Source organism: Bradyrhizobium sp. UFLA01-814 (assembly GCF_046718885.1).
GTDB classification, from domain to species: Bacteria; Pseudomonadota; Alphaproteobacteria; order Rhizobiales; family Xanthobacteraceae; genus Bradyrhizobium; species Bradyrhizobium elkanii.
In genome coordinates, this window is sequence record NZ_JAQOSR010000185.1 from 1 (window position 1) to 15,896 (window position 15,896).

General features: G+C 65.4%; 18 protein-coding genes. 11 read left to right on the top strand and 7 right to left on the bottom strand.

What is annotated here, in order from left to right:
- Positions 1-321: 321 nt before the first annotated feature.
- On the bottom strand, positions 322-798 hold the full coding sequence (locus PMN64_RS36305) for a winged helix-turn-helix transcriptional regulator (protein WP_411784214.1): 477 nt from the start codon (positions 796-798) through the stop codon (positions 322-324).
- A 109-nt stretch (positions 799-907) separates the two neighbouring features.
- On the opposite strand from PMN64_RS36305, the gene PMN64_RS36310 reads away from it, so the two are divergent.
- Together PMN64_RS36310 and PMN64_RS36315 are read left to right on the top strand one after the other, a co-directional pair.
- On the top strand, positions 908-1,681 hold the full coding sequence (locus tag PMN64_RS36310; RefSeq protein ID WP_038385329.1) for an SDR family NAD(P)-dependent oxidoreductase: 774 nt from the start codon (positions 908-910) through the stop codon (positions 1,679-1,681).
- A 254-nt stretch (positions 1,682-1,935) separates the two neighbouring features.
- Positions 1,936-2,094, top strand: coding sequence for a hypothetical protein (locus PMN64_RS36315; protein WP_196238162.1), 159 nt, complete (start codon positions 1,936-1,938; stop codon positions 2,092-2,094).
- A 57-nt stretch (positions 2,095-2,151) separates the two neighbouring features.
- Here PMN64_RS36315 and PMN64_RS36320 read toward each other — a convergent pair whose 3' ends face one another.
- Positions 2,152-2,760: an FMN-dependent NADH-azoreductase gene (locus PMN64_RS36320; protein ID WP_028341019.1), complete on the bottom strand. Its 609-nt coding sequence runs from the start codon at positions 2,758-2,760 to the stop codon at positions 2,152-2,154.
- A 99-nt stretch (positions 2,761-2,859) separates the two neighbouring features.
- Here PMN64_RS36320 and PMN64_RS36325 point away from each other — a divergent pair, with 99 nt between their 5' ends.
- Positions 2,860-3,270 (top strand): winged helix-turn-helix transcriptional regulator, encoded by a 411-nt coding sequence (locus PMN64_RS36325; RefSeq protein ID WP_038380388.1) that lies wholly within the window; start codon positions 2,860-2,862, stop codon positions 3,268-3,270.
- 168 nt (positions 3,271-3,438) lie between these two features.
- Here the strand turns inward: PMN64_RS36325 and dprA are convergent, their stop codons facing one another.
- Entirely contained in the window at positions 3,439-4,554 is a 1,116-nt protein-coding gene (gene dprA / locus PMN64_RS36330) for a DNA-processing protein DprA (RefSeq protein ID WP_411784215.1), read from the bottom strand.
- On the opposite strand from dprA, the gene PMN64_RS36335 reads away from it, so the two are divergent.
- Together PMN64_RS36335 and PMN64_RS36340 are read left to right on the top strand one after the other, a co-directional pair.
- Positions 4,549-4,683 carry a hypothetical protein gene (locus PMN64_RS36335; RefSeq protein ID WP_411784216.1) on the top strand — a complete coding sequence of 45 codons (135 nt, stop codon included), beginning with the start codon at positions 4,549-4,551 and terminating at the stop codon, positions 4,681-4,683. The genes dprA and PMN64_RS36335 overlap by 6 nt on opposite strands.
- Entirely contained in the window at positions 4,680-5,918 is a 1,239-nt protein-coding gene (locus tag PMN64_RS36340) for an amidase (RefSeq protein WP_411784217.1), read from the top strand. The genes PMN64_RS36335 and PMN64_RS36340 overlap by 4 nt, the downstream gene beginning before the upstream one ends.
- A 91-nt stretch (positions 5,919-6,009) precedes the next feature.
- On the opposite strand, the gene plsY is transcribed toward PMN64_RS36340, so the two are convergent.
- From plsY to PMN64_RS36355, 3 genes are all read right to left on the bottom strand, one after another.
- Entirely contained in the window at positions 6,010-6,606 is a 597-nt protein-coding gene (gene plsY, locus PMN64_RS36345) for a glycerol-3-phosphate 1-O-acyltransferase PlsY (protein ID WP_411784218.1), read from the bottom strand.
- A gap of 224 nt (positions 6,607-6,830) precedes the next feature.
- Positions 6,831-8,132, bottom strand: coding sequence for a dihydroorotase (locus tag PMN64_RS36350; RefSeq protein WP_038385336.1), 1,302 nt, complete (start codon positions 8,130-8,132; stop codon positions 6,831-6,833).
- Between the two features lie 4 nt (positions 8,133-8,136).
- Positions 8,137-9,090, bottom strand: a complete 954-nt coding sequence (locus PMN64_RS36355; protein ID WP_026192854.1) for an aspartate carbamoyltransferase catalytic subunit — start codon at positions 9,088-9,090, stop codon at positions 8,137-8,139.
- 268 nt (positions 9,091-9,358) lie between these two features.
- Here PMN64_RS36355 and PMN64_RS36360 point away from each other — a divergent pair, with 268 nt between their 5' ends.
- From PMN64_RS36360 to PMN64_RS36380, 5 genes are all read left to right on the top strand, one after another.
- Positions 9,359-10,093 carry a M15 family metallopeptidase gene (locus tag PMN64_RS36360; RefSeq protein ID WP_411784223.1) on the top strand — a complete coding sequence of 245 codons (735 nt, stop codon included), beginning with the start codon at positions 9,359-9,361 and terminating at the stop codon, positions 10,091-10,093.
- Between the two features lie 229 nt (positions 10,094-10,322).
- Positions 10,323-10,736, top strand: a complete 414-nt coding sequence (locus tag PMN64_RS36365) for a hypothetical protein (protein ID WP_028341012.1) — start codon at positions 10,323-10,325, stop codon at positions 10,734-10,736.
- A gap of 32 nt (positions 10,737-10,768) precedes the next feature.
- The gene (locus tag PMN64_RS36370; RefSeq protein ID WP_411784219.1) at positions 10,769-11,221 is read left to right on the top strand and encodes a hypothetical protein; all 453 of its coding nucleotides are present in this window, start codon (positions 10,769-10,771) and stop codon (positions 11,219-11,221) included.
- A gap of 160 nt (positions 11,222-11,381) precedes the next feature.
- Positions 11,382-13,025, top strand: a complete 1,644-nt coding sequence (locus PMN64_RS36375) for an acyl-CoA dehydrogenase family protein (RefSeq protein ID WP_411784220.1) — start codon at positions 11,382-11,384, stop codon at positions 13,023-13,025.
- A gap of 128 nt (positions 13,026-13,153) precedes the next feature.
- The gene (locus PMN64_RS36380) at positions 13,154-13,924 is read left to right on the top strand and encodes a CPBP family intramembrane glutamic endopeptidase (RefSeq protein WP_018271970.1); all 771 of its coding nucleotides are present in this window, start codon (positions 13,154-13,156) and stop codon (positions 13,922-13,924) included.
- A 5-nt stretch (positions 13,925-13,929) separates the two neighbouring features.
- Here PMN64_RS36380 and PMN64_RS36385 read toward each other — a convergent pair whose 3' ends face one another.
- Positions 13,930-14,604 carry a hypothetical protein gene (locus PMN64_RS36385; RefSeq protein WP_411784221.1) on the bottom strand — a complete coding sequence of 225 codons (675 nt, stop codon included), beginning with the start codon at positions 14,602-14,604 and terminating at the stop codon, positions 13,930-13,932.
- Between the two features lie 415 nt (positions 14,605-15,019).
- Here PMN64_RS36385 and PMN64_RS36390 point away from each other — a divergent pair.
- The coding region (locus PMN64_RS36390) for an ABC transporter substrate-binding protein (protein WP_411784222.1) at positions 15,020-15,896 on the top strand (877 nt) is incomplete at its 3' end.

A 15,896-nucleotide genomic window follows, 5' to 3' on the forward strand; every position in this document is an offset into this window, starting at 1 on the left:
ATACGTGCTCTCCCCGGCGAGACTGGGCTTTTTTGTCACCGTCTTCGCAACGACGCATTCACGTCCTGCGAAGAGACGCCTGCCGCTAGGGCGTCAGGCCTGCACGATTTCACCGTCCGCCTTGCGTGCTCTCGTCAGTCACACGCCTGGCGTCCACCGCATCTCACCGCAACACCCGTGACGATGCGCAGCGCCCCTCGATCGGGTGAGACGGGTGCATCTATACACTGAGTTGTTCTTCGGATAAAGCGAAATATTTTTGCGGGGGTGATTGACAGGTTTTGCTGAGTTGTCCGTCGTGTCGTACCGGCAACATCCATCCTACGCAGTCGCGAGGCGGCGTGCGCGCTTTGCTGCAGGCCGCGGCTTCAGCGTCGTATCCGCGGCACCCAGCACGCGTCCATCCTGCGAATAGAGCGCGAGCTTCTTCACCGGCTTGCCCTTGTCGCGGTCGACCAGGATGGTCGCGATCTCGTCCGGATGCTCGTCGAATTCCTCGGTCCATTGCCGCAGCGCGACCAGGATCGGAAAGATGCCGTGGCCCTTCGGCGTCAGGACATATTCCTGATAGGCGCTGCCGTCGGAGGCGGGGACCGTCTTCAGGATGCCGCGCTCGACCAGCGTGCGCAGCCGTGTGGCAAGGATGTTCTTGGCAAGCCCGAGGCTTGCCTGGAATTCGCCGAAGCGGCGCCGGCCGAGGCTGGCGTCGCGGATGATCAGGAGCGACCACCAGTCGCCGAACACGTCGAGCGCGCGTGCGACGGGACAGCTGTCGCCTGCAAGGCTGGTTCGTTTCACCGACTGTCTCCAGGAATTTGGGCCATCACGAGCTTGTGTGGTTGCAATATTAAACCGTATGCCCTAGCTAGGCAACGAAGTTTAATAATGCAATCAACTGGAGGCGGACATGAGACTGGCGAACAAGACGGCGTTGATCACCGGCGGCAACAGCGGCATCGGGCTCGCGACAGCAAAGCTGTTCGTGGCCGAGGGCGCCAAGGTCGTCATCACCGGGCGCAACAAGGAGACGCTTGCGGCGGCAGCCAAGGAGCTCGGGCCGAACGCGTTCGCGGTGGCCGCCGATGCCACCGACGTCGCGGCGCTGGAAGCCGCGGTGAAGCAGGGCGCCGAGAAGTTCGGCAAGTATGACGTGCTGTTCGCCAATGCCGGCATTCCCGGCCAGACGCCGGTCGGCGGTACCACGCTGGCCGCCTTCGAGAATGTCATCCGCACCAATCTCACGGGTGTATTCTTCACGGTGCAGGCGGTCGCGCCTTATCTCAACGACGGCGCATCGATCATTCTCAACGGCTCGGTGATTTCCGTGCTCGGCAATCCCGGCTATTCGGCCTATGCCGCGAGCAAGGCCGGCGTGCGCGCGATGGCGCGGGTGATGGCGTCAGAATTCTCGCCGCGCAACATCCGCGTCAATGTGGTGGCGCCGGGCGCGGTGCGCACCCCGATCTGGGGCGCGGCGATCGCGACGCCCGAGGCCGAGAAGGCATTCGAGCAGCGGATCGGCAAGACCACGCCGCTCGGCCGGATCGGCGAACCCGATCACATCTCGAAGACCGTGCTGTTCCTGGCGTCCGACGACGCGGCGCATGTGCAGGGGCAGGAGCTGTTCATCGATGGCGGTGCAACGGCATCACCGGCGGGTGCGCCGATCTATCGCGGATAGAGCCTTTCCGTTCCGATTAAATCGGAACAGGGCTCTGGTTTTATTCTGACGCGTTTTCTTCACGCGAACCGGTATCCACTTCGCTCGAAAACGCTCTGGTTTGTTTCTCATTGTAACGAACGGCCGGTGTGAAGCGCTTCACACCGGCCGATTTCGTGCGCGACTATCATCGCGTGTATTGAACCTTTGACGTACTCCCCGGACTCCTGATTGGGCGGGGAATTTTTCACCACGGAATCATTTGGAGTGCCGCCATGCCGAAAGCAGCCCGCATTTCGACGTCGATCCCGGTTTCGTCCGCATCGGAAAGTTCGGACACGTCTCAGTTCGTGACGGTCGCACTGTTTTCCGGCATCGGCCTGTTGATTTCGCTGGTCGCCGTCATCCTCGGCATTCAGGGCGTCTGGTTCTGAGTTTCTCCACCTGAACGGCCTGCCGCCGCCGGGCGACGGCAGGCGCTTTGAATCACATCAGGCGGCGTTCAGGCTGCCGGCGGCCTGCAGCGCGCCCGCAACCGCCTTTTCGCGATGCTCGGGGCCGACCTGGATGCCGTCGGCGGGGATGAACTCAACATTCCTGACGCCGATGAAGCCGAACACGCCGCGCAGATAGGTCTCGAGGTGCTCGAGAGCGGCCATCGGCGTGTCGGCGCCGTAATAGCCGCCGCGCGAGATCGCGATGATGACGCGCTTGTTGCCGGCCAGTCCCTCGACGCCGCCGGCGCCGTACTTGAAGGTCTTGCCCGCGACCAGGATGCGGTCGATCCAGGCCTTGAGCTGGCTCGGAATCGTGAAATTGTACATGGGGGCGCCGATCACGACGATGTCGGCGGCAAGGAACTCGTCCAGCACGGCCTGGCCGGCCGCGATGTCGTCGCGTACCGACGGATCCGGCGCCGCGCCCTGACTGGCGGCGAGGTGCAGGCCGGAGAGGTGGGCGAGCGGGGTCTGGCTGAGATCGCGGTAGCTGACGACGAGGCCCGGATTGGCCTGGCGCAGCCGCTCGACGGCGGCGGCGGAGACCTGGCGGCTGACGGAGTGGGGGCCGAGGACCGAGGAGTCGATGTGCAGAAGTTTCATGGCTGAGGTCACCTTTGGTATAGGTTTGTAACTGGCGCTATATGAGTGACCGTCTTAAATCTCCGCAAGAACGCACATTTTTGAAACCCGAGCACACCAATGGAACCCGAGCACATCGATGTAACCGCCGAAACCGGCCTGCCGCGTGGTCCCGGGACGCATCAGGACTGCCGCGGCGTGGCCTCCGTGCTGTCGCGGGTCGGCGACAAATGGAGCGTGCTGGTCATCATGCTGCTGCGCGATGGACCGCGCCGCTTCAACGAGCTGAAGCGGATGATCAACGGCATCTCGCAGCGCATGCTGACCTTGACGCTGCGCGGGCTGGAGCGCGATGGCCTGGTGACGCGCACGGTGTTTCCGACCATTCCGCCGCGGGTCGACTACGAACTGACCGACCTCGGGCGTGGGCTGGCCGTGCCTGTGATGGCGCTCGGCGAATGGGCGTTCGCGCATCTGCCGGAGATCGAGGGCGCGCGAAACGATTTCGATGCGCGGAACGGCGAAGGCTGAGTTCGGAGCCTTCGCGTTCGGACAAGTAGACCCGTCATCCTGAGGAGCCTGCGTAGCAGGCGTCTCGAAGGATGCACGGCCACCAGTCGGGCCGTCGATCCTTCGAGACGCGCTGCGCGCTCCTCAGGATGACGGACAGGCGTTTGCGCGAGCGAGATATTCAGCTCGTCAAATCATCGACACCAGCCCGCCGCCGTGGCGTTCGAGCTTGCCGGCGAGCTCGAGCTCGAGCAGCACGGCGCGGACAATAGCCGGCGACACGTCGGCCATCCGGATCAGATCGTCGATGCTGATCGGGCTCGGCCCGAGCAGATCGATGATGCGGGCGCGATCGCCGCTATCAGTGGCAAAGTCCAGCGGCTCGTCGTCCTCGCGCGCGCCAAGCATCACTGGCCGCTCCATGATCGGCGTGACCGCGCTGATGACGTCGGCGGCTTCGGTGACCAAGGTGGCGCCTTGCTTGATCAAATCGTTGGCGCCGGCGGCGCGCGGATCGATCGGCGAGCCCGGCACCGCGAACACCTCGCGGCCCTGTTCGGCTGCCATCCGCGCCGTGATCAGCGAGCCCGAGCGATGCGCGGCTTCGACGATCACGACGCCGAGCGATGCGCCGGAGATCAGCCGGTTGCGGCGGGGGAAGTCGCGCGCCCGCGGCACGTGGCCGAGCGGCATCTCCGAGATCGCCGCGCCGTGCTCGAGCAGGGCGGCCAGCAGATCCTCGTGCTCTGGCGGGTAGATCCTGTCGTGGCCGCCGGCCAGCACGGCGACCGTGCCGCTCGCAACGGTGGCGCGGTGCGCCGCCTGATCGATGCCGCGGGCGAGGCCCGAGATCACGACAAAGCCGGCATCGCCGAGATCGCGCGCAAGCTGGCCTGCAAATTTCAGCCCGGCGCCGGAGGCATTGCGAGAGCCGACGATCGCGATCATCGGCCGCATCAGGGTGTCGCGCGCGCCGCGCACACCAAGCAGCGGCGGCGCGTCGTCGATGGTGGCAAGCCGCGCCGGATAATGGGCTTCCTCCGGTGCGACGAGATCGATGCCAAATTTGCGGCAGGCTGCGAGCTCTGCGGCGGCGTCGGCCTCGCTGCAGATCCGTCCGGGGCCGGAGGCGCCGCCGCGGCGCGCGAGGTCAGGCAGGCGTTCCAGCGCGTGCGCCGCGTCGCCAAAATGGCGGAGCAGCGATGCAAAGGTGCGCGGGCCGACATTGTCGGAGCGGATCAGCCGCAGGCGGTTGAGCCGTTCGGTGTCGGTGAGTTTTGCGGGGCTGGGCGAGCGGTCATGCATGCGGGGCGCAGCTTCGCCCAACCTGAGATTGTGATCAACTGCGACATTGGCGCAGCCGCGCGCGACGCGCTAAAAGCGCTTGGCAAGAAGCCGCCAAAAACCATCAAGAAGCAGGACGTCCGCCGATGATTTCGCTTGCCGATCTCCAACGCCGCATCGCCTCCGGCGAATTGTCCACCGATGCCGCCATCACGCAGACGCGGGACGCCATCGCGGCGCAGGACAAGACCATCGGCGCCTTCGTCCGCCTCGACGAGACGGCGCGTGCGCAACAGACCGGGCCGCTGCGCGGGATTGCGGTCGGCATCAAGGACATTATCGATACCGCCGACCTCCCGACCGAGATGGGCGCCGCGATCTATCGCGGGCATCAGCCGCGCGCCGACGCGCCGGTCGTGATGGCGCTGAAGCAGGCCGGGGCGACCATCATCGGCAAGACCACGACGACGGCGTTCGCGGCGAACGATCCGACCGCAACGCTCAATCCGCACAATCACGCGCACACGCCGGGCGGCTCGTCGTCGGGCTCGGCCGCGGCGGTCGCGGCCGGGATGATCCCGCTCGCGCTCGGCACGCAGACCGGCGGCTCGGTGATCCGGCCGGCCTCGTTCTGCGGCGTCGCCGCGATCAAGCCGAGCTACCGGCTGCTGCCGACCGTCGGCGTGAAATGCTTCTCCTGGACGCTCGATACGGTGGGACTGTTCGGCGCCGGCGTGCGCGATGTCGCGCTGGGGCTCGCTGCGATGACGAAGCGGCCTGAGCTGGTGGTGCCGTCGAAGGTTTCCGCGCCGCGCATCGGCGTGGTGACGCAGGCCTTCGCCGGTTCGCCTGAACCTTCCAGCGCGGAGGCGTTGCAGAAGGCGGCGCGTGCGGCGGAGCAGGCAGGTGCGACCGTGCGCGAACTCGCGCTGCCCGAGATCATCGCGGAAGCCTGGCGGATCCATCCGGTGGTGCAGGAGTTCGAGGCGCATCAGTCGTTTGCCTGGGAATACGGCCAAAACTACGATGCGATGCCGCCGCTGCTGCGCGGCCGGCTCGACGAGAGCAAGGGCGGCACGCCGGCCGAATACGACGCGGCGATGGACGTCACGCTGCGCGCACGGCAGGCGCTGGCTGCTGTTCTCACCGAGGTCGACGTGCTCGTGACGCTGTCGGCGCCGGGCGCGGCACCCGAGGGTTTGGCGTCGACCGGCGATCCCCGTTACAACCGGCTCTGGACCTTGATGGGCGTGCCCTGCGTCAACGTGCCGACGCTGACCGCCGAGGGCGGATTGCCGGTCGGTGTCACCGTGATCGCGGGCTTTGGGAACGACGCTAGGGCACTGGCGGCGGCGAGCTTTGTCGAGAGCGCGCTGAAGTCCTAGCCTTCCGTCATTCCGGGGTGATGCGCAGCATCGAACCCGGAATCTCGAGATTCCGGGTTCGCGACTTCGTCGCGCCCCGGAATGACTTGCGTCACCTCTTCTCGCCGATCTTGCCTTCGGTGCCGGCCTGCAGGCGCTGGATGTTCTCGCGGTGCATGTAGAACAACAGCAGCGTCAGCACGGCGAACAGCGAGGCGAGTGCGTTGTGGCCGAACCACCACAGGAACAGCGGCGTCACGAACGCCGCGATCAGCGCCGACAGCGACGAGTAGCGGGTGGTGTAGGCGGTGCCGAGCCAGATCACGGCAAAGATCAGCGCCGCCGGCCAGAACAGGCCGAGCAGCACGCCGAGATAGGTCGCGACACCCTTGCCGCCGCGAAACTTGAGCCAGACCGGGAAGAGGTGGCCGAGGAACGCCCCCAGCGCCGCCAGCATCGCCGCGTTCGGGCCGTCGATGGTGCCGGCGATGATGACGGCAACGGTGCCCTTTAGCATGTCGCCGAGCAGCGTCGCCGCGGCGAGGCCCTTTCGGCCGGTGCGCAACACGTTGGTGGCGCCGATATTGCCCGAGCCGACCGTGCGCAGATCCTGCGTGCCGGCCATCCTGGTCAGCACCATGCCGAACGGGATCGAGCCCAGCAGGTAGCCGATCAGGAAGGCGACCGGCAGCAAGCCATCAGCAAACATCGCGGTGGTTCCTTCGGTCGGTCCCGCCCGAATGGGGTCGTGCCGTCAATGAAATATTAACCATAAATGCGCACCATGGCCTTGGTAATGAGGGAGCTTATCATGGCTTCTGTTCGCAGGCGGCTGGAGCAGTTTTTCTTTGTCGTTTACGTCGCGGCCATCGTCGTTGGCACAACGATGGAAGCGATGTCGCAACTCGCGTCGCGCTGAGTTCCACCCCAGTTTCAGACGTGCTCGTACACGGTCCGTCCGCCGACGATCGTCCGCGTCACGCGGCCCGAGAAGCGGGCGTCGTCAAACGGCGTGTTCTTGCACAGTGATTTGAGATCGTCGCGGTCGAGCACCCAGGGCGTGTCGGCGTCGATCACGATGACGTCGGCCGGCGCGCCTGCGCGCAGCGTACCGCCGGGCAGGCCGAGCAGCTCCGCCGGCCGCGTCGACATCGCCCGGATCAGCGTCTTGAATTCCATCTCGCCATTGTGGATCAGCCGCAGCGCCGCCGGCAGCATGGTCTGCAGGCCGACCGCGCCGCTCGCCGCTTCCGCGAACGGCAGCCGCTTGACCTCGACGTCCTGCGGATTGTGGTCGCTCATCACGACGTCGATCAGGCCGGAGGCGAGCGCGGCGACCAGCGCCTTGCGATCCTCCTCGGTGCGCAGCGGCGGCGCCAGCTTGAGGAAGGTGCGGTAGGGGCCGATGTCGTTCTCGTTCAGCGTCACGTGGTTGATCGAGACCGAGGCCGAGACATTGTAGCCGGCGTCGCGGGCGCGCTTGAGGATTTCCAGCGATTCGGTCGAGGTCAGCGAGGCCGCGTGATAGCGGCCGCCGGTGAGCCCCGCGAGCCGCATGTCGCGCTCGAGCATGATCGACTCGGCCGCGGTCGGAATGCCGGCGAGGCCGAGCCTTGTGGCGAATTCGCCTTCGTTCATCACGCCTTCGCCCACCAGATGCGGGTCCTCGGTGTGATGCACGATCAGCGCGTCGAAATCGCGGGCATAGGTCAGCGCGCGCCGCATTACCTGGGCGTTGGTGACGCTGCGGTCGCCGTCGGTGAAGGCGACGGCGCCGGCGGCCTTGAGCAGGCCGATCTCGGTCATCTCCTGGCCCTGCATGCCCTTGGTCAGCGCCGCCATCGGATGGATGTTGACGATCGCGGTGTCGCGGGCGCGGCGCAGCACGAAATCCACGGTCGCCGAATTGTCGATCACCGGAGAGGTGTCGGGCTGGCAGATGATGGTGGTGATGCCGCCGGCCGCGGCGGCCTGGCTGGCGGAGGCGAAAGTCTCGCGATGGCTGGCGCCGGGCTCGCCGACAAAGGCGCGCATGTCGATCAGGCCGGGGGCCACGATCTTGCCGGCGCAATTGACGATGTCGGTGCCTTCGGGGACGCCGGCGGCGCCGATGCCGCGCTTGGCGTCACGGATCACGCCGTCGGCGATCAGGACGTCGCCCGGACCGTCGAAGTCGCGGGACGGGTCGATGACGCGGGCGTTGGCGAGCAGGATGGGGCGGCGGTCGGTCAGCATGGCATCACGCGTTCGGCAGGTTGCGGGCGAGCGCTTCGAGCACCGCCATGCGCACTGCCACACCCATTTCAACTTGTTCACGGATCAGCGACTGCGCGCCGTCGGCGACGAAGGTGTCGATCTCGACACCGCGGTTCATCGGGCCGGGATGCATGACCAGCGCGTCCGGCTTGGCGTAGCCGAGCTTCTTCTGGTCGAGGCCGAAATAGTGGAAATACTCGCCCGACGACGGCACGAAGGAGCCGTTCATGCGCTCGCGCTGCAGCCGCAGCATCATCACGATGTCGGCGCCGTTCAGCCCCTCGCGCATGTCGCGCGCGACCTCGACGCCCATCCGCTCGATGCCGGGCGGCAGCAGGGTGGAGGGGGCCACCACGCGGACGCGCGCGCCCATGGTGTTGAGCAGGAAGATGTTGGAGCGCGCCACGCGCGAATGCAGCACGTCGCCGCAGATCGCGATCGTCAGCCCCTCGAGCCGGCCCTTGTTGCGGCGGATCGTCAGCGCGTCGAGCAGCGCCTGGGTCGGGTGCTCGTGGCTGCCGTCGCCGGCATTGATCACGGAACCGTCAACCTTGCGCGCCAGAAGCTCGACCGCGCCGGAGGCGTGGTGGCGTACCACCAGGATGTCCGGATGCATCGCGTTCAACGTCACCGCGGTGTCCATCAGGGTCTCGCCCTTACGGGTCGACATCGATGACACCGACATGTTCATGACGTCGGCGCCCAGGCGTTTTCCGGCGATCTCGAACGAGGACTGGGTCCGGGTCGAGGCCTCGAAGAACAGATTGACCTGGGTGCGGCCGCGCAGGCTGGCGCGCTTCTTGTCGACCTGGCGGTTGAGCTCGACATACTCCTCGGAGAGGTCGAGCAGGCCAGTGATGTCGTCAGCGGAAAGGCCCTCGATGCCCAGCAGATGCCGGTGACCGAGGACAAAAGTCGATTTCAATGATGGGGTCATTAAAGCGAGAGCTATAGGCGCGGATGGCCGGTGGGGCAAGCGCGAAGAGGGCTCGCGGGAGTTTTCCCCGAGTAAGATGTCGCCGCCTTCTCGGCAGTCCTGACGGGGCTCGCCGCGGGACATCCGCGCCTTGCTTTTGCGGGGTTTTCCGGAACAAGACGTGGATGGCCGGGCATAGGCGGAGCGGCAGCGACGCCGTCCTCCTGACGGGCTATACCCCGCCGTGACGCCGGAGCGAGACCTCGTGAAAATTGTCGTGATCGCATGGATGGCCATCGCGTTGATCCCGGGGGCGGTCTCGCCTGCCTTCGCCCAGAACTTGCCCGGCGACTTCGCGTTCCTCCGCGACATCGACCCGACCATCGTCCAGGACATCCGCTACGCCAGCGCGAACAATTTCATGGGCCGGCCGATCGCGGGCTATGGCGCGGCGGAATGCGTGGTGAAGCGCGAGGTGGGGCTCAGGCTCAAGGCCGTGCAACGGGAACTGGCCCGGCAAAGACTGTCGCTGAAGATCTTTGATTGCTACCGGCCGGCCCGTGCCGTCGCCGACATGGTGGCGTGGGCGAAGAACGGCACGGAGACGGTCGCCGAGCGGCGCTACAACCCGGCCTTCTCGAAGGCGGACCTGTTCCGCCTCGGCTACATCGCCACCCATTCGGGGCATTCGACAGGGGCCGCGGTCGATCTCACGCTGGTCGATCTTGGCGCCGACAATTCGCGCAAGTTCGATCCGGCCAGGGATTATGCCGACTGCACCGCGCCGGCCGCCGCGCGCGCGCCCGAGGGGAGCGTCGACATGGGCACCGGCTACGACTGTTCCGACGTGAAGGCCCACACCGCGGCCAGCTCGGTCACGCCGGCGCAGAGACGCTGGCGCGCCATGCTGGTCGCGGCGATGGCCCGGCAGGGGTTCGCGAACTATGCCAAGGAATGGTGGCACTTTTCGCTGCCGGGGGCAGGCGGGCCGGCCTACGACTTCCCGATCGTCCGGGCGCGGTAGAGCGTTTTCGAGCGAAGTGGACACCGGTTCGCGTGAAGAAAACGCGTCAGAACAAGAGACGGGAGCTTCGATTCCGATTCAATCAGAGCCGGAGCGCTAGCGCAGGATTTTCCTCAAATCCGAAGCATTTTCGCAAGACGATGCTTGCCATCGCAAAAGTAGCCGAGCGCGATTTCAACACTCCTTAATTGTAGCCGTATGAAGTGCGGGCAACACGGGAGCATGCAGCATGCGGTTCGCAGCCATTGCAATTGTTGTCGTCGGCGTCGCCGGCGTCTTGATCTACGATCGACACGACAAGAGCGCGAATTATCAGCGCGTCGATGCCCGCATCAGCGGCGTCAGCGAGCAATGCTATCTGGAAAAGGTCGAGCGCGGCGTCATCACCAAGACGACGTCGACCTCCGACCTGACCCGCTGCGAAATCGCCGAGCTGCTGCGCAAGGAGCATCCGAAGTGGCAGGGCTATGACGTGAAGCACAAGATCGAGGTGAAGGTCGTCTATGTCTCGCCGGTCGACGGGGCCTCGCACCAGTCGAGCCTGCAGATGTCCTACTTCCCCAATGGCAAGCCGCTGCGCGCCGGGGACGTGTTTCCGGTCCTTGCCTCCAAGACCAAGGCGGACAAGACGCGTTCGATCTGACCGCCGCGGTTCGACAGGACGGAAGCACAGCCATGCGCCTTGGCCTCTACGGTATGATCGCTATCGCCGTCGCGAGCTTCTATGTCTATAGCGAGTTCGACAAGCGGGTGAACTTCCGGCCGATCGACGCGCGCGTCAGCAGCGTCAGGGAGCAATGCTACATGGAGAAGACCGAGGGGTCGCGAAGCTCGACCTCCGATCTGTTGCCGTGCGAGCTTACCGAGCTGCTGGCACGCCATCATCCGAAATGGCAGGGCGCCGACATCAAGCACAAGATCGAGATCCGGTTTGCCTACATCTCGCCGGTGGACGGCGCCGCGCACGAGTCCAACCTGCAGTTGGCGGCCTATCCCGATAACCGGCAATTGAGCAGCGGCGACATTTTTCCTGTCCAGGCTTCCAGGAAGGAGGCGAACCGGACCCGCGTCAATGACTGGGTCGACCGCTGGCTCGGCCGCCATGCGCCCAAGCGCGCAAGTATCTAAAGCATGGAAGCATCTGGCAGACGTGTACTTTTCGCTGCCCCGCGCCGGTTCGCAGGCTTATGATCCTCCGATTCCATTGCGCCGCGGCTGGCCCGTGATCCCGGCCGGAGAAGGCCGGTTGTCCGGGCCGCATGCGTATAGACCAGTTCCCGAGGAGACCATGACGCAGGCTCCGTTTGCCACCCACGACGTCTTCAACCAGTCGCCGCCGTTCGAAAATGTCGACCTGTTCACGGTGGATGCGCCACTCGCCGCGGCGGTTGCCGCCAATGGCGGGGCGGCGGCAACGACTGAGCTGTCCGATTTCGGCAAGCATTGGGGATCCGCTGCCATGGCGGAGCGCGGCCGCGTTGCCAACGAGAACACGCCGAAACTGCGCTTGTTCGATGCCAGGGGCAATCGCCGCGACGAGGTCGAGTTTCATCCGGCCTATCACGAGCTGATGGCGCACTCCGCGCATGCCGGCGTGCACAACTCGACCTGGGCCGCGGACGGTAAGCCGGCCGGCGGGGCGGCCGAGGTGGTGCGCGCGGCAAGGTTCTACATCGCCGCGCAGGTCGAGACCGGCCATCTCTGCCCGATCACGATGACGCGCGCCTCGGTGGCGGCGCTGGCCTCGCAGCCGGATATTTTGGCGAAGACGATGCCGGTCATCGGAACGCGCGCCTACGACCCCACCTTTGCGCCGTGGTGGACCAAGCGCGGCATGACCCTCGGCATGGGCATGACGGAAAAGCAGGGCGGCACGGATGTGCGCGCCAACATGACGCGCGCCGAGCGCGACGGCGAGGCCTGGCGTGTCACCGGGCACAAATGGTTCATGTCGGCGCCGATGTGCGACGCCTTCCTGGTGCTGGCGCAGACCATGGATGGGCTGAGCTGTTTCTTCATGCCGCGCTTTGCGCCCGACGGCATGGTCAACGCGATCCACTTCCAGCGCCTGAAGGACAAGCTCGGCAACCGCTCCAATGCCTCGTCGGAGGTCGAATTCCACGGCGCTTATGCCGAGCTGATCGGCGAGGAGGGCAAGGGTATCCGCACCATCATCCAGATGGTGCAGCTGACGCGGCAGGATTGCGCGATCGCCTCCGCCGGGCTGATGCGCTCGGGACTGGCGCATGCGCTCAATCACGCGCGGCACCGCAGCGTGTTCCAGAAGCATCTCGCCGACCAGCCGCTGATGCAGGCGGTGTTCTCGGACATGGCGCTGCATGTCGAGGCGTCCATCGCACTGGTGATGCGGCTCTGCCGTGCTTTCGATCGCGCGCCGGCCGATGCCGGCGAGGCCGCCTATATGCGGCTGCTGACGCCGGCGATCAAATACTGGACCTGCAAGAGCGCGCCCGGCTTCCTCTATGAGGCGATGGAGTGCCTCGGCGGCAATGGCTATGTCGAGGAAGGCATTTTGGCGCGCCATTACCGGGAGTCGCCGGTCAACGCGATCTGGGAGGGTTCCGGCAACGTGATGTGCCTCGACGTGCTGCGCGCGCTCGGCCGCGAGGCCGATGCCGCGCTCGCGGTGCTGCGCGCGCTCGCCGACGAGACCAGGGGCCTGCCGGGCGCTGCCGAGGCTGTTGCCTCGATCGGGCAGTCGTTCCGCCGGCCGGACAGCGAGCGCGTCGCGCGGCTTGCGGTCGAGCAGCTGGCGCTCCTGGCGGCAACCGCGGCGCTCAACCAGGTCTCGCCGAAAAACGCCGAGCTGTTCGCGGCGACACGGCTTGCCGAACGCCACGCCGGCATGTACGGCGCAGTGGACTTATCCGATGCCGATCAGCGCGCGCTGCTGGCGCGGGCGCTGCCATGACCACATTGACCACCGTCATGCCCGGCCTTGTGCCGGGCATCCACGTCTTTGCTTCGACAGGGCAAGGAAAGACGTGGATGGCCGGGACAAGCCCGGCCATGACGAATTGATAGAGCCGAGGTTCGCTGATGGATTCTCTCACGCCGCAAGACGCGACTGCCGCGATCGAACCGCCGCCGCTCCCCCCGCGGGTCTGGAAATTCTGGGGCACCGCGCTGTGGGGCCTGTTGATCTTCGCCGCGATGTTCGTCGGCCAGGTCACGGTCATCGTCTGGCGCATCGTCGCGCAGGGCGGGGAGGTGTCGACGGCCGGCATTACCCATGTGGTCGCCGACGGCCTGACGATCTCGCTCTCGGTCCTCGCCGGCCTGCCGATGGTGCTGCTGGTGCTGTGGTTCGCGATCCGCCGCACCCGGATCCCGTTCGCCGATTACCTCGGGCTGCGCGGGACGTCGTGGAAGAACGTGATCATCGGCGTTGTCGCGCTCGTCGTGCTGGTGGGGGCTTGGGACATGGTGTCCCGGGCGGCCGGCCGCGAGGTGGCGCCGGGCTTCATGGGCGACGTGCTCAAATCGGCGCAGGAGCACAGCGCGCTGTGGCTCCTGGTGATCGCGTTCGCCGTGGCCGCGCCGCTTTGGGAAGAACTGTTCGCACGCGGCTGGCTCTACCGCGGCTGGTCGGAATCCGCGCTCGGACCCTATGGCGCGATCCTGCTGTCGTCGATCGTCTGGACGGTGATGCACCTGCAGTACGACTGGTTCTTCCTCTGCCAGGTGCTGACAATCGGCCTCCTGTTCGGCTATCTGCGCTTCCGCACCGGCTCGACCTGGCTAACCATCCTGCTGCACGGGCTGAACAATTTCGCGGCGACGATCCAGACCTGGTGGCTGGCGGGCTGATCGGCTCAGGACAGCAGTGAGGGCTTGCCGGGGCGCTCAGCGTACATCTCGGCCGTCCATTCCATCAGACATTGTTCCGCATAGCGCAGACCTTTGGTGGTCCGCTCGAGGCAGTCCTGCCCAACCTCGCTGTCGGGACCACGCGAAATGGCCTCGGCTATGTACAGTCCAGCCATTGAAACACCCTTGCGGATCTCTTCCAGTGCCAGGATGCAGTCACGCTGCCGAGCCTGGGCTTCACTGGTCGTGGGCTTCGCTTCCTGCGCAAGCGTTAGTTGGGAAATTGCTCTCAGGCCCAGCCAACTGAAGACGCCGCACAGCTGCCTCACGCGTTCGGGCGCACTAGCGTCGAAGCCCTTGACGTTTCTCATAAGCTGCACCTTTCGGGTGACAAGCTCAGTAAGTGCCGTCTTTACGGCGCGCGCGCCCGTTTCAGTGAAGGTGTAACTGCTTGCCAGGTGCGCCATGGGCAAGTCGTCGACCGCGATCCGTTGCGTCCAGTTTGTGCGTTCCATCTGCGACCACAACACATCGTTGTGGCTCCCTACCGACGTGACCATCGCGCTACCGGGGCGTGCCGCCGCGCCTTCATTTACGGACAGATCGGCGGGCGAAAGAGTCGCGAGCCAGAGGCAAAGCTGACGGTCGTCGAAGGCAGGCGAACTCGAATTATTGTTCATGCGTGCGGCCCGCTGGTTGCATGGGAAGGCGTGTATGAGCCTAGCAAGCCGGGCTTGAAGCGATGGTAAAGGCAAAAAGGAGATTTGCGCATTTCCCGCGAACGTCGGATCCTGGCCCGAAGTCGACATGTGTTCACGCCCGGCCTGATGCTGCCACGAGAGGGCAGAACAAGCGCGATGATCTTCGAACGCTCGCCTAAGGCGCAATCGCCGCGATCACGATCGGTATCGTAACGGCCTCCGTGATCCTCTGCAGCATGATGATCCGGAACCAGTAGCGGCGCGTCGTCGCCCATCGGAAGGCTGACAGAGAGGATGCCAGCGGCCCCCTCGAGTGCTATGATCTGGATCAATGAATGAGCGCGGGCCGGACTGAAACCAGGCAGCGGCGGCTGCCGTCGTGCGAGCTCTTCCCATGGCTATCCTGATCCGAGCAATCCTGGCCGGCGTCGTCGCGCTGGCGTCTCTCGGCGCCATCACGCAGCAGGTGCGCGACCAGGGCGTTACCGACACCGAAATCCGCATCGGCAATGTCATGCCGTATAGCGGCGCGCTGGAGATTTTCGGCCAGATCGGCAAGGCGGAAGCCGCCTATTTCGAGATGATCAACGAACGCGGCGGCATCAATGGCCGCAAGATCCGCTTCATGTCCTATGACGATCTGTCGGATCCCGCCAACGCCATGGATCTCACGCGCATTCTGGTCGAAACCGACAATGTGCTGTTGATGTTCGGTTCGTTCGGCACGCCGGGGAATCTGGCGGTGCGGAAATATCTCAACGAACGGAAGATCCCCCAGCTTTTCGTTGCTTCCGGCGATCACGATCTCAGCGAGCCGTCGCTCTATCCGTGGACCATGGGCTGGCAGCCTTCGTATCGCGAGGAAGGGCGCATCTACGCCAACTATATCCAGGCGTTCTATCCTGGAAAGAAGATCGTGGCGCTTTGGGAGAATGACCAGTTCGGGCGCGAATTGTTCAAGGGACTGGTGCAAGGGCTGGGTGACGTCGCCCACAACATCAGGGTCGACATCGCCTATGATGTCGACGATCAGCATCTGGACGGCCACGTCTCGATCCTGAAGCAATCGGGCGCCGAGGTCTTCGTGTTTGCCGGAGTGCCGGAAAATGCCGCCAAGGTGATCCGGGCCGCGGCCGACCACGGCTGGCGGCCGGTGTTTGTCGTGAACCAGATGGCGTCATCGATCGAGACGGTGCTCAAGCCGGCCGGCACGGAGAATGCGACCGGCGTCATCACCGCCGCGTTCCTGAAGGATGCGAGCGATCCGGCCT